This is a genomic window from Brevundimonas sp. ABV4_179, assembly GCF_056311945.1.
The window spans coordinates 935,570-949,755 of sequence record NZ_CM149976.1 but is presented as its reverse complement, the minus strand read 5'-3'; the positions used below and the strand labels follow the sequence as shown (position 1 = coordinate 949,755).

At 68.6% G+C, this 14,186-nt stretch carries 15 protein-coding genes; 7 read left to right on the top strand and 8 right to left on the bottom strand.

All coding sequences use genetic code 11. The features are described 5' to 3' along the window. Positions 1-57 precede the first annotated feature (57 nt). From ACYX4P_RS04620 to ACYX4P_RS04605, 4 genes are all read left to right on the top strand, one after another. On the top strand, positions 58-246 hold the full coding sequence (locus tag ACYX4P_RS04620) for a hypothetical protein (protein WP_248119257.1): 189 nt from the start codon (positions 58-60) through the stop codon (positions 244-246). Further along, positions 207-2,747: a ligase-associated DNA damage response DEXH box helicase gene (locus ACYX4P_RS04615; protein WP_374322395.1), complete on the top strand. Its 2,541-nt coding sequence runs from the start codon at positions 207-209 to the stop codon at positions 2,745-2,747. The genes ACYX4P_RS04620 and ACYX4P_RS04615 overlap by 40 nt, the downstream gene beginning before the upstream one ends. Then, complete coding sequence (pdeM, locus tag ACYX4P_RS04610) at positions 2,744-3,496, top strand: ligase-associated DNA damage response endonuclease PdeM (RefSeq protein ID WP_248119260.1); 753 nt, start codon at positions 2,744-2,746, stop codon at positions 3,494-3,496. Before ACYX4P_RS04615 ends, pdeM begins: the two co-directional genes overlap by 4 nt. Before the next feature lie 110 nt (positions 3,497-3,606). After that, complete coding sequence (locus tag ACYX4P_RS04605; RefSeq protein WP_248119262.1) at positions 3,607-4,077, top strand: hypothetical protein; 471 nt, start codon at positions 3,607-3,609, stop codon at positions 4,075-4,077. A gap of 6 nt (positions 4,078-4,083) precedes the next feature. Here ACYX4P_RS04605 and ACYX4P_RS04600 read toward each other — a convergent pair whose 3' ends face one another. The 5 genes from ACYX4P_RS04600 to ACYX4P_RS04580 form a co-directional block, all read right to left on the bottom strand. Then, the gene (locus ACYX4P_RS04600) at positions 4,084-5,391 is read right to left on the bottom strand and encodes a PQQ-dependent sugar dehydrogenase (RefSeq protein WP_248119264.1); all 1,308 of its coding nucleotides are present in this window, start codon (positions 5,389-5,391) and stop codon (positions 4,084-4,086) included. Continuing rightward, positions 5,388-5,813 carry a DUF2231 domain-containing protein gene (locus ACYX4P_RS04595; RefSeq protein ID WP_248119265.1) on the bottom strand — a complete coding sequence of 142 codons (426 nt, stop codon included), beginning with the start codon at positions 5,811-5,813 and terminating at the stop codon, positions 5,388-5,390. The genes ACYX4P_RS04600 and ACYX4P_RS04595 overlap by 4 nt, the downstream gene beginning before the upstream one ends. A 99-nt stretch (positions 5,814-5,912) precedes the next feature. After that, positions 5,913-6,473 carry an HNH endonuclease gene (locus ACYX4P_RS04590; RefSeq protein WP_248119267.1) on the bottom strand — a complete coding sequence of 187 codons (561 nt, stop codon included), beginning with the start codon at positions 6,471-6,473 and terminating at the stop codon, positions 5,913-5,915. Positions 6,474-6,615: 142 nt separating this feature from the next. Further along, complete coding sequence (locus ACYX4P_RS04585) at positions 6,616-7,275, bottom strand: trimeric intracellular cation channel family protein (protein ID WP_248119268.1); 660 nt, start codon at positions 7,273-7,275, stop codon at positions 6,616-6,618. Then, complete coding sequence (locus ACYX4P_RS04580) at positions 7,272-7,922, bottom strand: DNA-3-methyladenine glycosylase family protein (RefSeq protein ID WP_292047914.1); 651 nt, start codon at positions 7,920-7,922, stop codon at positions 7,272-7,274. The genes ACYX4P_RS04585 and ACYX4P_RS04580 overlap by 4 nt, the downstream gene beginning before the upstream one ends. A gap of 112 nt (positions 7,923-8,034) precedes the next feature. Between ACYX4P_RS04580 and ACYX4P_RS04575 the strand changes: the two genes are divergently transcribed. Genes ACYX4P_RS04575 through gluQRS form a run of 3 tightly spaced genes read left to right on the top strand, consistent with a single transcriptional unit; the run spans position 8,035 to position 9,436 of the window. Continuing rightward, positions 8,035-8,286 carry a type II toxin-antitoxin system ParD family antitoxin gene (locus ACYX4P_RS04575; protein WP_292075022.1) on the top strand — a complete coding sequence of 84 codons (252 nt, stop codon included), beginning with the start codon at positions 8,035-8,037 and terminating at the stop codon, positions 8,284-8,286. Next, positions 8,283-8,573, top strand: coding sequence for a type II toxin-antitoxin system RelE/ParE family toxin (locus ACYX4P_RS04570; RefSeq protein ID WP_248119274.1), 291 nt, complete (start codon positions 8,283-8,285; stop codon positions 8,571-8,573). Before ACYX4P_RS04575 ends, ACYX4P_RS04570 begins: the two co-directional genes overlap by 4 nt. Before the next feature lie 2 nt (positions 8,574-8,575). Further along, on the top strand, positions 8,576-9,436 hold the full coding sequence (gene gluQRS / locus ACYX4P_RS04565) for a tRNA glutamyl-Q(34) synthetase GluQRS (protein ID WP_248119275.1): 861 nt from the start codon (positions 8,576-8,578) through the stop codon (positions 9,434-9,436). Here the strand turns inward: gluQRS and ACYX4P_RS04560 are convergent. The 3 genes from ACYX4P_RS04560 to ACYX4P_RS04550 form a co-directional block, all read right to left on the bottom strand. After that, a complete protein-coding gene (locus tag ACYX4P_RS04560) occupies positions 9,420-10,241 on the bottom strand; it encodes a TIGR02186 family protein (protein WP_248119276.1) in 822 nt (273 codons plus the stop codon). The genes gluQRS and ACYX4P_RS04560 overlap by 17 nt on opposite strands. Further along, positions 10,238-11,161 carry a sulfite exporter TauE/SafE family protein gene (locus tag ACYX4P_RS04555; RefSeq protein WP_248119277.1) on the bottom strand — a complete coding sequence of 308 codons (924 nt, stop codon included), beginning with the start codon at positions 11,159-11,161 and terminating at the stop codon, positions 10,238-10,240. The genes ACYX4P_RS04560 and ACYX4P_RS04555 overlap by 4 nt, the downstream gene beginning before the upstream one ends. A gap of 61 nt (positions 11,162-11,222) precedes the next feature. Continuing rightward, complete coding sequence (locus tag ACYX4P_RS04550; protein WP_248119279.1) at positions 11,223-14,072, bottom strand: hypothetical protein; 2,850 nt, start codon at positions 14,070-14,072, stop codon at positions 11,223-11,225. Positions 14,073-14,186 lie beyond the last annotated feature (114 nt).

The following is a 14,186-nucleotide window of genomic DNA, read 5'->3' as shown; positions in this document are numbered from 1 at the left end:
AGCGAAACGGAACGGGAACATCTAGCGACCGGCGCTCTGGCGCGCTATTTCTGGCTCATGGCCGCCAAGACGAAGCTTCTGACCCCCAAGGGCCTGCTGGCCGTGACCCTGCTGGCGGCAGCGATTGTCGTCCTGATCGGATTCATCGCCTGGCCGCCGCTCAGCGCCGCCATCGCCCAGGATTCCTGCCTGGATTCAGGCGACGCATGGAACGGTCAGACCTGCGTGGGCGCTCGTCTGAGGTGACGTCCCTCCCCCCGCTTTTCGCCGACTGGTTCGCCAGCCGCGGCTGGTCGCCTCGGCGGCATCAGTTGGAGATGGTCGTGGCGGGTCAAGCCGGGGCGCACGCCCTGCTGGTCGCGCCGACTGGCGGCGGCAAGACGCTGGCGGGGTTTCTGCCCAGCCTGATCGATCTGGCGGAGCGGGGGCCGAGGCCTGAGATCGGGCCGGGATCGGGGGTCCACACCCTCTATTTGTCGCCGCTAAAGGCCCTGACCACCGACGTCGAGCGCAACCTTATGACCCCGATCCGCGAGATCGGGCTGAACATCCATGTCGAGACCCGCACCGGCGACACGAAACAGTCCAAGCGCCAGCGGCAGAGGGATTTCCCACCCGACATCCTGCTGACCACGCCTGAACAGCTGGCCCTGTTCTGCGCCTGGGAGGGCGCCCGAGCCTATTTCGCCGACCTGAAATGCGTCGTGCTGGACGAGGTGCATGCGATCTGGAGCGGCAAGCGCGGCGACCTGCTGTCGCTGGGCTTGGGCCGGTTGCAGAGCTTTGCGCCCCAGATGCGGCGGGTGGGGCTGAGCGCAACCATCGAAGACCCCGATCTGATCCGGGGATGGTTGGCGCCGGCTGGAGGCCCTCTCGATACTGTGACCCTGGTCAAGGGCGACCCCGGCGCGCCGGCGGTCATCGACGTGCTGATCTCGGAGGGCAAGGTGCCGTGGGCGGGCCATACGGGGCGGCACGCCATTCCCGAAGTCTATGCCGCCATCCAGCGCTCGACCCTGGCCCTGATCTTCGTCAACACCCGCTGGCAGTCGGAGTTCGTGTTCCAGCAGCTTTGGGCGATCAACGACGACAACCTGCCCATCGGCCTGCACCACGGCTCCCTGGCGGCGGAGCAACGCCGCAAGATCGAGGCGGCGATGGCGCGCGGCGACCTGCGGGCCGTGGTCTGCACCTCCACCCTGGACCTCGGCATCGACTGGGGCGACGTCGATCTGGTCATCCAGATGGCGGCGCCCAAGGGCTCCAGCCGTCTGGTCCAGCGGATCGGCCGGGCCAACCACCGGCTGGACGAGCCGTCGCGCGCCCTGATGGTGCCCGCCAGCCGGTTCGAGATGCTGGAGTGCCAGGCCGCGCGCGAGGCCGTCGCCGCCAACGCCTTCGACTGGGAGCCGATCCACATTGGCACCCTGGACACCCTGGCCCAGCACGTCATGGGCGTGGGCTGTTCCGAACCCTTCGACATGCAGGCCCTGTATGACGAGATCATCGGCTGCGGCCCCTATCGCGACCTGACGTGGGAGCAGTTTGAGGAGGTGGTCGATTTCGTCGCCACCGGCGGATACGCCCTGCGGACCTATGACCGCTTCGCCCGCATCGTGCGGACGCAGGACGGGCGCTGGAAGGTGCGAAACCAGCAGATCGCCCAGCGCCACCGCATGAATGTCGGCGCCATCGTCTCTGCCGGAACCCTGAACGTCCGCGTCGCCAGCCGCCGGGGCGGGGCGTCGCGCCAGCTGATCGGCGGTCGCAAGGTGGGCGAGGCCGAGGAATGGTATTTCGAACAGCTGACGCCCGGCGACACCTTCCAATTCGCCGGCCAGATCTGGGCGTTTCAGGGCATCACGGGCGCCGACGCCTTGGTGACGCACGCCAACGACAGCGACCCCAAAATCCCGTCCTGGGGCGGATCGAAGTTCCCGCTGTCCACCTCCCTGGCCGACCGGGTGCGCGACATGGTCCACGACCGCGACCACTGGCGCGTCCTGCCTCCCGACGTGCAGGAATGGCTGGAGTTGCAGGAAACCCGCTCGGTCATTCCCGACGCCGAATCCATGCTGGTCGAGACCTTCCCGCGCGGCAGCCGTCACTTCCTGGTCGCCTATCCGTTCGAGGGCAATCTGGCCCACACCACCCTGTGCATGCTGCTGACGCGGCGGCTGGACCGGCTGGGCGTCGGGCCGCTGGGGTTCGTCGTCACTGACTATTCGCTGGCCATCTGGTCGATCCGGCCGATGGACAGGATCGACCTGGACGCCCTGTTCCAGCCAGACATGCTGGGCGACGATCTGGAGGCCTGGCTGGAGGAAAGCTTCATGATGAAGCGGTCCTTCCGCAATTGCGCCCTGATCTCGGGCTTGATCGAACGCCGCCAGCCCGGCGCCGAAAAGACCGGCCGGCAGGTGACCTTCTCCACCGACCTGATCTACGACGTGCTGCGCCGCCACCAACCCGACCATCTGCTGCTGAAGACCGCCCGCGCCGACGCGGCTTCCGGCCTGCTGGACGTGTCGCGCCTGGGCCAGATGCTGACACGGATCGAGGGGCGAATCCGCCATCAGCCCCTGACCCGCCCGTCGCCCTTCTGCGTGCCGGTCCTGGTCCAGATCGGACGCGAGAGGGTAGGCGGGGACGCCGCCGAGATGATCCTGGACGAGAGCGCCGAAATGCTGATCGCCGAGGTGATGGACGACGACGAACCGGACGCCGTCACGGGCGGGGCGGTATGAACGCGGCCCTGCGTCAGACCCTGGCCCCGGCGCGCCGGACGTGCGGCTCCCTCAGCGTTCGGGTCGCGGGCGAGGTCTGCGTGCTGCGCTGTTCGGGGGCGATGTGGGTTCCGGCCCACCACACCCTGATCGTCGCCGATCTGCACCTGGAGAAGGGGTCGGCCTTCGCCGTGCGCGGCCAGATGCTTCCCCCCTATGACAGCCGCGCGACCCTTGATCGGCTGGAAGCCGAGGTCGAGGCGCTGGCGCCCGAACGGGTGGTCCTGTTGGGCGACAGTTTCCACGACACCAGGGCGGTTCCGCGCATGGCGGTCGAGGACCGGGCCCGACTGGATCGGCTGGCGGGCGGGCGCGACTGGCTGTGGCTGGAGGGCAATCACGACCGCGAGGCGCTGAAGCGTGACGCCGAAAGCGTCAGCCGCCTGCCCGGACGGATCGTCGGCGACATGATTTTGGGCCCGCTGCGTTTGACGCACGAGCCGGAGCCGCTGTCGGCCGAAGGCGACCGCCATGGCGAGGTGGCGGGCCACCTGCATCCAGCCGCGCGCGTCGCCGCCTATGGTCGCGGGGTGCGGCGGCCCTGTTTTGTAACGGACGGGCGCCGGATCGTGCTGCCGGCCTTCGGCGCCTTCACCGGGGGACTGAATGTGCGCGATCCGGCGGTGGCCAATCTGTTCGCGACCCCGCCGCTGGCCGCCGCCCTCGGACGCGACCGGGTCCATGCGCTGACTTGGTCAGTGCTGCGCTGATCCGTTTGGTGCTGGCGCGGCGTTCGTAAAGCGTTCAGCACGTCGCTTCACCGCGTCTTGGGGCGGGCCATGCACAGTGGGACGGCATCGGATCCAGGGACGCCCGCCTCATGCTCACGCCGCGCCACATCGTCATGGCCGCCCGCCTTATGTTCGTGGCCGCCAGCTTGAGTATGGCGGTGCTGATGCTGGGTCCGTTTCAGGGGGTGGAACAGATGTTCGGCCTGAACGACAAGACCGCCCATGTGGTCGCCTTCTATGGCTTGGCCAGCGGCCTGTTCCTGATCGCCCCGCGTCAGCGTCGCGACGATCTGGCCCTGTTCGTCGTCGCCGCCGCCTTCGCGCTTGAACTGCTGCAGGGGCTGACGGGGCGCACCGTCTCGATCATCGACTTCCTGGCCGGATCGGCCGGCGTCGCGGCCGCCTGGGCGCCAGGCCGTATCGAACAGTTGCGCGCCGCCTTCCGACAGTCGCCCGATCTCACGTTCAACGAGATGGCTCGCGCCGACCGCCGCCTGCGTCGACGGCGCCCACAGAACGAACGGCGCCGGCCGTCGCCCATAGCAACAGTTCGCGACTGACCCGCCTCAGCCGCGCGGCGCGATCCGCCAGACGGTGTTGGACAGATCGTCGGCGACCAGCAGGATGCGCTTGTTCTGGTCGAAGGACACCCCCACCGGGCGACCGCGCGCCTTGCCGTCCTTCAGGAAGCCGGTGGCGAAATCGACCGGCTGGCCGCTAGGCCGGCCATTGTTGAACGGCACGAAGACGACCTTGTACCCGGACGGATCCTGGCGGTTCCAGCTGCCGTGCATGCCGATGAAGGCGCCGTTGGCGAACGGGCCGCCGAAGCCGCCGTTGCGCGCGAAGTCCAGACCCAGCGCCGCCACGTGCGATCCCAGGGCGTAGTCCGGCTTGATCGCGCGCGCCACCAGATCGGGCTTCTGCGGCATCACGCGCGGGTCCAGGTTCTGACCCCAGTAGCTGTAGGGCCAGCCGTAGAAGGCCCCGTCCTTCACCTGGGTCAGATAGTCGGGCACCAGTTGCGGCCCCAGTTCGTCCCGCTCATTCACCACCGACCATAACAGGCTGGTGCCCGGCTCGATGGCCAGTGCGGTGGGGTTGCGGATGCCGGTGGCGATGGTGCGTCGCGCGCCGGTCGCCCGGTCGATCTCCCACACCACGGCGCGTTCTTCCTCGACCTCCAACCCGCGTTCGCCGATGTTGGAGTTGGAGCCGATGCCGACATACAGCTTGGTCCCATCGGCGCTGACCGTCATGGCCTTGGTCCAGTGGTGGTTCAGGCGCGACGGCAGTTCTGTGACCCGCTCGGGCCGGGTGCTGATGCCGGTCTGACCAGGCTGGAACGGGAAGCGGACCAGGGCGTCCTGCTCTGCGACGTAGAGATAGCCCTCCACCCAGGCCAGGCCGTAGGGGGCGTTCAGGTTCTCGACCAGAACGGTGCGCAGTTCCGGCACGCCGTCGTTGTTGGCGTCACGCAACAGGGTGATGCGGTTTCCGCCGTCGATCTTGGTATTGCCCTGTTTCTTGATGACGCCCGCGATGACGTCCTTGGGCCGCACCGCCGGCGCGCCCCCGCCGCGTCCTTCGGCGACCAGAACGTCGCCGTTGGGCAGCACCAGCATCTGGCGCGGAATCTTCAGATCGGTGGCGAAGGCGCTGATGGTGAAGCCTTCGGGCACGGCGGGCGTCTCGCCGTTCCAGGCCGCCGGCGGGCTGATCTTCATGGCTGGGACCAGGGTCTCGTTGACCCGGGGAAGGTCGGGCGTGGCGCCCTTCTGATTCAACTTGGGATCGCTCGAGGAGCCGCACGACGCCACCGTCAGGGCCACGGCCAGGGTCGCGGCGCTGGCGGCCAGGATGTTCTTGTTCATCGGACGATCTCCCGATCGGCATAGGCGGTCCAGCCGGCGACCAGGACCAGCAGGGTGCAAAGAAGCGACAGGATAAGGCCGAACGCGCCGACCGAGCTCCAGGCGTCCTGGCTGTGTTTGAAGGCGTTCACCAGGCCCAGCAGCCAGGCCAGGGCGAGCGTCGCCACATGAACGATCCGCCAGGTCGACCGCCCCCGGCGCAACGACAGCACCAGATCGACGATGGAAAAGACGCCCGCAATCCCGCCGAACACCAGGGCCAGCGCGATCGACCAGGCCGAGAAGTTCGACCATTGCATCTCCGCTGTCCGCAGATAGGCGATGTCGGTGAACAGGGCGAAGGTGAACAAGGCGACCGGAAACGCCAGCAACAGCCTGTGCAGCGGTCGGATCACCGCCCCCGAAATCTCATGGGTGTTCATGCCTGCCCTCTCCCTGTGTCAGGATGGGCTAACCGCCTGATCGCGAAATGGTTCACCGACCCGCAAAGGCCCGCCCTGCGTCATTTCGTTGCGCGGACCTCAGGGCTCCAGTTCGATGTCCCAGTAGAGGTAGTCAAGCCAGCTCTGGTGCAGATAGTGGGGCGGAAAGCGGCGGCCGGCGTCCTGGAGTTGCCAGGCGTTGGGGCGATACGGCTCGCGGCGGATCGGCATCATGGCCTGGCGCGGGGTGCGGCCGCCCTTGGCGAGGTTGCAGGGGCTGCAGGCGGCGACGATATTGTCCCAGGTCGTGCGTCCGCCCTGAGATCGGGGAATGACGTGATCGAAGGTCAGCTCGGTCGATCGCCCGCAATACTGGCAGGCGAACCCGTCGCGTAAAAAGACGTTGAAACGGGTGAAGGCTGGGCTGCGGTCCTGGTCGACATAGGATTTCAGCGCGATCACGCTGGGGAGCTGCATCTCCATGGACGGGGATCGCACCACCTTGTCATACAGGGACACCACGTCGACGCGGTCCTGATAGACCGCCTTGACCGCCTCCTCCCACGGCCAGAGCGACAGCGGATAATAGGACAGAGGCCGGAAATCGGCGTTCAGCACCAGGGCCGGGAAACCGGACGGCGGTCTATGGAGAACCTGCATCAGGCCCTCCCGTTCTGGCGGGGGGATTTTGAGGCGACAGAGGTGAGGACACGTCTCCTTCCCTAGTCTTATGGGGCTAGCCTACGCGCGATTCCCGTTCATCGCCATGACCGACGTGCAGCGTTTTCGTGACGCCCCCGCCTCAACTCCGCGCGGCATGAGTGGGAAAGCCCGGCAGGGTCCAGCCCCACCGCAGCGCCGCCGCTCGCAACAGGAAGCCGCAGAGGGCGGCGGCGATGGCGGCGGGCCACACGCCGACGCCTGGCGCCCGCAGCGCCATATAGACGGTCGCCGCCAGGATGGCCGCCGTGACGTTGATCTCTCGCCGCAGCAGGATGGACGGCTGGCCCGCCAGGGTGTCGCGCACCACCCCGCCGAAACAGGCGGTCAGCGTGCCCATGACGATGCAGATCAGGGCGGGCGCCCCGGCCGCCTCGGCCTTGGCCGCCCCCATGACGCCGTAGGCCGCCAGGCCGATCGCATCCAGCCATAATAGAGCGCGGAAACGCCAGTCGCGCTGCCCCACCAGCCACAGGGCCGTCGAGGCGAACAGGCAGACGGCCAGATAGCGCCAATCCTGAACCCAGAACACCGGCAGGCCCAGCAACAGGTCGCGCAGGGTCCCGCCCCCGACCCCGGTGATGGCCCCGAAGAAGGCGAAGGTGACCACGTCGTGCTTTTCGCGCGCGGCGGCCAGGGCGCCGGTGGCGGCGAAGACGGCCACGCCCGCGAAATCCAGCGCCGAAAGCACGGTCTGGGCGTTGCGCAGCGGCTCGGTCAGGGCGGGATCCAGCGGGGTCATGCGGGCGTCTCCAGCACGATATCGCCGCGCTTGACGCCCGTGTACCAGGCCCACAGCATATGGGTCGCGACCGCGCGATACGGTCGCCAGACCTCGGCGCGGGCGTAGGCCGCCTTCTGATCGGGCCGAACTTCGGCGCCGTCGGCCCAGCGGATCGCCTCCTGCAAGGCCACGTCCCCGCCGGGGAACACGTCCAACCGCCCCTCGCACATCAGAAGATAGGCCTCGGCCGTCCACAGGCCGACGCCCTTTAGCGCCGTCAACGCCGCGATGGCCGCCACGTCGTCCAGCTTCGACAGATGCTCCAGATCGATCTCTCCAGCCATCTGGGCGCGGGCCATGCCCTGGCCGTAGGTCGCCTTCTGACGCGACAGGCCCATGCCGCGTAACTGGTCCACATCGTACGCCAGCAGGCGCTCGGGCGTGATCTCGCCCAACCCCTCGCGCAACCGCGCCCAGACCGAGGCGGCCGAGGCCACCGACACCTGCTGCTCCACAATCATGCGAAACAGCCCCTCGAACCCGCCGATCCTCAACCGCCATTCGAACGGCGGCGTCTGGGCGTGAACGCGCGCCAGGGCCGGATCGGCGGCGACAAGCGCCTCGCGCGCGGCGGCGATGTCATCGGGCGTGGGTTGAAGCGGCATGACCTACCTATGACGCGCCGGGACGCTCAAGGAAATGCGGTCGATGGCGGATTTCGGCTGGCGACAGACCGAGCCAATAACTATTATTGGCTTCTTCATCGAGGAGGCCGCCATGACCATGACCGTCGAACTGGGCGCATTGGAGCAGGTCGTCGACCGGCTGGTGCGCGACGGCCGTTACGGCTCCAAGAGCGAAGTGCTGCGCACCGGCGTCCGACTGGTGCAGGAGCATGAGGCGCGGCTGGCGGTCCTGCTGGGCAAGCTGGAGGAAGGCATAAAGGCGGCTGACGAAGGGCGCGTTCGGCCGCTAGAAGCGGTTCACGCGGAGATGTTGGCGCGGTTCGGCACGGCTCACGACGAATGAAGGTCCTCGTCACCGAACCTGCCCAAGACGACATTCGAGAAATCGGCGAGTATATCCGACAGGACAGTCCCCCCGCTGCTGCACGTTTGGTGGAAGGACTGCTGGCCGCGTGTAGGGAGTTGGCGCGTAATCCCAACCGCTATCCCAAGGCTTCTACGCTTGGCCTGAGGAAACGGGCTCACGGTGCATATCTCATCTTCTATCGCGTCGGCCCTGTCATAGAAGTCGTCCGCATCCTTCACGCGGCCCGCGACTGGACGCATCTGCTGGACACGGACGAAGATTAGCCGTGTTCGCCACCCGCTTCGCCCCGTCTCCCACCGGCCGACTGCACAAGGGCCATGCCTTTTCGACCCTGACGGCCTGGTCGGCGGCGAAGGCGGCGGGCGGGCGGTTCGTGCTGCGGATCGAGGACATCGACCCGACACGATGCAGGCCCGAATATGTGGCCGGGATTCTGGAGGATCTGGCCTGGTTGGGGCTGGATTGGGAGGCACCGGTTCGGCGTCAGTCCGATCATCTGGACGACTACGCCGCCGTTATCGAACGCCTTAGGGCGCGCGAACTTCTCTATCGCTGTTTTCGCACGCGCAAGGACATCCTGAACGCCATCGGCGACGCGCCGCACGGCGCCATGGAGGCGGTGCGGCCGGGCCCCCATTCGGCGCAGGAGGAGGCGCGATTGCTGGCCTCGGGCGCGCCGTTCGCCTGGCGGCTGTCGCTGGATCGGGCGCGCGACGCGCTGGGCGAGGCGGTCTGGAACGGCATGACCTTCGTCGAAGAGGGCGAAGGTCCCGATGGAGAGACGGGCCCCCTGCCCGTCGATCCGGCGGCGGCGGGCGACGTCGTGCTGGCGCGCAAGGATACGGGGGTCGCCTATCATCTGGCCGTGACCCATGACGACGCCCTGCAGGGCGTGACCCATGTGATCCGGGGCCAGGACCTGTTCGCCGCCACCCCTGTGCAGCGGTTGATCCAGACGCTGATGGGCTGGCCGGCGCCGACCTATCGTCATCATCGGCTGCTGGCGGGACCCGACGGGCGGCGCTACGCCAAGCGGGATCGGTCGGTCACCCTGGCCGAGCTGCGCGCCGGCGGGCTGACGGCCGAGGCGCTCCGCGACGAACTGGGGTTCAGCTGCGGCGGCTGAAGATTCGCGAGGCGCCGTAGCCGGTCAGCGCCGCCAGCACGACGCACAGCACGCCGTACAGCCACGGGCGGCGATGGGCGAACTCGTAGATGTCGCGCTCCAGCCCCACCTTCTCGACCGTCAACGTCAGGTTGGAGACCGACTGCGGCTCGCCGTCCTGAAACAGCCAGACCTCGGCGTAGTATTTGCCGGTCGGCGCCACGGTCGGCAGCTTGACCTCGGCGCGGAACAGCCCTTTGTCCACGAACTCGACCCCTTGGGAATCAGTGTCGTAGAGGGCGGCGGCCTCCTTCAGCCGGATCACGGCGCGGCGCCAGTCCAGATAGTCGTCGCCCAGACGGCTGACCACGACGTCGCGCACGCCGTAACGCGAGACCGTGCGGCTCTCCTGCGGCGCGTCGATGCGAAGGTGATCGACCCCGACGCCCAGGCGCCGCAACTGACCGAAGTCGGCGATGTCGCTGAGCGGCCGGGTCGAGGCGGTCATGTAGAAGCCCGGCGCGCCCTCGAACACCACCGGCCGGCTGTTCAGCCAGACGCCCGAGGTGCGGGTCTTCTTGACCAGGCGGATCGGAGCGTCCGGCCCGCGGACCACCACGACGACGTCGGTCGGATCGGGCGTCGGATTGAACACCGCCCCGTACAGGACGATCGACGCGCCCCGGAAACTGGAATCGACATGGACCTGGGCGTCCGTCAGGGCGGCGGCGACGCGCAGGGTCCCGGTGGTCGCCTCCGAGCGGTCGGACGCAGGCGCGGCGACGGCGGCCGGTGCGGGATCGGGCGGCGGCAGGGCCTGGATCATTCCGGAATCCCCGGCGCCAGCATGAAGATGTCGGCAGGCCGCACGAACAGCTCCAGCCCCATCTGGATCCCGACCAGCAACACGATCAGCCCCAGGGCCGCGCGCAGCTCCTCGGCGCGGAACCGGCCGGCGAACCGGGCGCCGATCTGGGCCCCCACCACCCCGCCCAGCAGCAGGATGGTGGACAGAACGACGTCGACCGTCTGGTTGCGTCCGGCCTGCAGGATGGTGGTGATGGCGGTGGTGATGATGATCTGGAACAGGCTGGTTCCCACCACCGCGCCCGCCCGCATACGCAGGATATAAAGCATGGCCGGCACCAGGATGAAGCCGCCGCCCACCCCCATGATGGCCGACAGCACCCCGGCGAAGACGCCCAGGCCGAACGGCGGCAGGGCGCTGATGTACAGACCCGACTTGGGGAACTTCATCCGCAGCGGCAGGCCGTATAGCCACATCGGGCGGCGACGATCCTTGCGCGGCGCCGGCACGCCCCGGCGGCGGCGCAGGATTTCCGTCAGGCTCTCGTTCAGCATCAGGCAGCCGATGGCGCCCAGGAAAACCAGATAGGACAGGGCCACCACCAGATCGGCCTGGCCGAGCAGGCGCAGGTATCGAAACAGCTCCACCCCCGCCAGGGCGCCGACCGCCCCGCCGGTCGCCATGACCGACCCCATCTTGAAGTCGACCGCCCCCTGGCCGGCGTAGCGGATCACGCCCGAGGTCGAGGAGGCCACGACGTGGCTGGCCTGGCTGGCCACGGCGACGGTCGGGGGAATGCCCAGGAACACCAGGATCGGGGCCATCAGGAAGCCCCCGCCGATGCCGAACAGGCCCGAGACGAACCCGACCACCGCCCCCAGGATCACCAGGGTCGGCCAGTTCACCGAAACCTCGGCGATCGGCAGATAGATGTCCAAAGGACGGGCCTTCGGCTGGAGCGGTTACAGGTTCGCCGTCAGGCGGGGCGGAGGCGGTGTCTTAGCCTGAAGCCTGCGACGCTGTCTGCGACAAAGGCCGGGATTGGGCGACGAAGGCGTCGGCGGCGGTTCGGGCGGCGCGTTGATCCACGGCGCTGGCCTGCGGACGCAGCCGCGTCACGGCGGCCTGGGCCTCGGTGTCGCCGCCGCGCGCGGCGATCATGTACCACTTCAACGCCTCGGTCGGGTTCTTGGCCACGCCGTCGGCCCCGGTCTCATAGATGCGGGCGACGTTGTACTGACTGTCGGGCAGACCGCCTTGGGCCGCCTTCAGCAGCCAGGCCAGGGCCTCGGACTGGTTGGTCGCGCCGCCGTCGCCTTCGTACAGCTGCATCCCGTAAAGATGCATCCCGCGCGGATCGCCGCCCTCGGCCGCGCGGCGGCCCCATTGACGGCTCTTGGCCGGATCGGCCGGCACGCCGGCGGCCCCGTCAAGATACAGCTGTCCCAGATAGGTCTGGGCCGGGGCGTAGCCCAGGTCGGCTGCGCGGGTCATGCCCGCCAGGCCCGACATGTCGCCGCCATCCAGCTTGCCGATCGCGGCCTCGTAGTCGGCGGCGCCGGGGCCGGCGATGTCGAAGGCGGCGCGCGGTCCAGTCGGCGTCACGGCCGAGGCGGCGAGAGGCGTCGCCGACGTCTTCTGGTCGCTGGCTGGTTGAGACCCGCCCCCAAGGTTCGGCAGTTCGAAACCGGGCGCGCCGCCGTCCGTCAGCGACAGATAACCATAGACGCCGCCGGTCAGGGCGACCGCCGTGACCGAGGCCAGAAAGGTCTTCTTGACCGTGGAGCCGTCGCGGGCCGCCTGTCGGTCCAGCCGCTCCTGCAGCTTAGACTTGCCGCCGCGCTTCAGGCCGAAGCCTTGACGCGAGGTCGGTTCAGGCTCGGGCGGCGTGGTGATGGCGGCGCGGGCGGCGTCGATGGTGGAGCGGGTCGAGGAGGCGCGACCGGCGGCGGCGGCGGCCCCCATGCTGGCGCGCAACTGGCGCGGATCGACAAACTCGGTCTCGCCGCCGAAATCGTCCTCGTCCGCGTCCAGCGCGTTGGAAGGACGGGGTTCCGAAGCGGACGGCGTGGCGGAGAAGCCAGGCGAGGTCGCCTCCAGCGCATCGTCCACGTCGGCGCCGCCAAAACCGCTGAACGGCTGGATGACGGGTTCGCTCTCGGCGGTCGGCGCCTCGACGGCTTCAGCCTTCGGCTGGGGCTCCAAGAAGGCGCTGGCCGGGAAGGGCGCGGCGTCGGCGACGGCCGGCGTCACCGGATCGCTGGACCAGTCGCCTTGTTCCGTGAAGGTCTCGTCGGGGAAGGCGGCGGCGCGCCAGTCGCTCTCGATCGAGGCGGACTGGATAGGCGCAGGCGTCGTGCGTTCGGCGACCGCGCGAGACGAGGCGCTATCCAGAGGCTTGTCGCGGATCGGCGTCGGCGTGCGCGTCTCCATGCTCTCGCGCGCCTCGGCCAGCAGGCGCGCGGTGCGCTCCTCGCTCATCCGCATCCGCTCGGCCAGTTCGCCCGAGGCGCGGTCGTAGCGCTGCTCGATCTTGTCCGAGCTTTCCGACAGGCGACGGCTGATGTCGTCCAGCGCCTGCTGCGAGCGGCGCTCGGACTGGGCGATGCGGTCGCTCAGTTGGTCCGAGATGCGCGTGATCTCGCCGCCCAGCTTCTCCAGCGCCAGGGCGTGGCGGTCGTCGCTGGCCGTCAGGCGCTGATCGACACGATCCAGATGGCGGGCGAAATCCTGGTCCAGGCGGGCGGCGCGGCGCGCGACCTCGGCCTCGATGGTCTGGCCGACCGCCTCGGTGACGGCGCGGCCGATAGCGTCGGCGCGTCCGGCGCTCTCGCCCTCCACCTTCTGAACGCGGGCGCTCAGATTGCGGGCGATGCGCATGACCTCGCGACCCATGGCCTCCAGGCCCACGGCCGACTTCTGTTCCGAAGCCTTCAGCTGGTCGCCCACGGCCTGGACCGCCCGCTCGATGCGGTCGATCCGTGCGCCGGTTTCGGCGGCGTCCAGCCGTTGCATCATTTCGGCGCGATTGTTCTCGATCTGGCGCGACAGGCTTTCGGCCAGCTTTTCGAAACGGGCGGCGTCGCGCGCGCCTTCCGGCTCGACCCGGCTCTCGGCCGCGCGCATCCGCGCATCCAGTTCGGCGAACGAGCGTTCCAGCGTCCTGAGGGCCTCGGTGGTGCGGTTCTGCGCCGCGTCCAGTCGCGCGCCGACCTGGGCCATCAGTTCGGAGCCGACGCCCGGCCCGGCCGCCTTCTCGACCGCCTCCATCCGTTCGCGCAGGTCGTTGACGCCCAGGCGCTGGCGCTCCTCGATCTCGTACAGCCGCCCCGACAGGGCGCCCAGCGAGGTTTCGACCTTGGCGAAACCCTCCTGCGTCGTCGGACCCGTTTCGCGCTCGAAGGCGCGCAGGCGGCGATGGCCCTCGCGCAGCTCCTCGGCGATGTCGTCGATGCGGCGGGCATGGCCCTGCGTCTCGACGTCCTGGCCGTCCAGCCGACGCATGAGGCCGGCGACCGCCTGGTCCACGCCTTGAATGGCCACGGTCGAGCGGCGCTCGGCGGCTTCCAGCCGCGCAGCGATGGCGTCTATGGAGGCGCTGATCCGATGACCGTCGCTTTCGGGCAGTTCGTAGGCGTCGTCCAGCCGGCGACTGCGGTTGCGGCGCTCATAGCTTTCGGAAATCGGGCCGCGACGCGGCAGGGTGGCGTAACCCTCCTCCTCGTCTTCCATGATCATGGAGTTCAGCCATTCGCCCAGCGTCATGCCGGAACGACGCGCCAGATCCTTGGCGACTTCACGCGCCTTCGGATCGATCCCCTTAACGCTCCACGGCGCCGCTGCGCTCACTGATTCGTCTCCCGGCCCATGCGACGAAGGCTATACCGTCAATATCGAGGGTGTAAACTGATGGTTAACCGCAATATCTAGCAGCGGTCCGCCAATCCTGTGGACAGCGCCTCT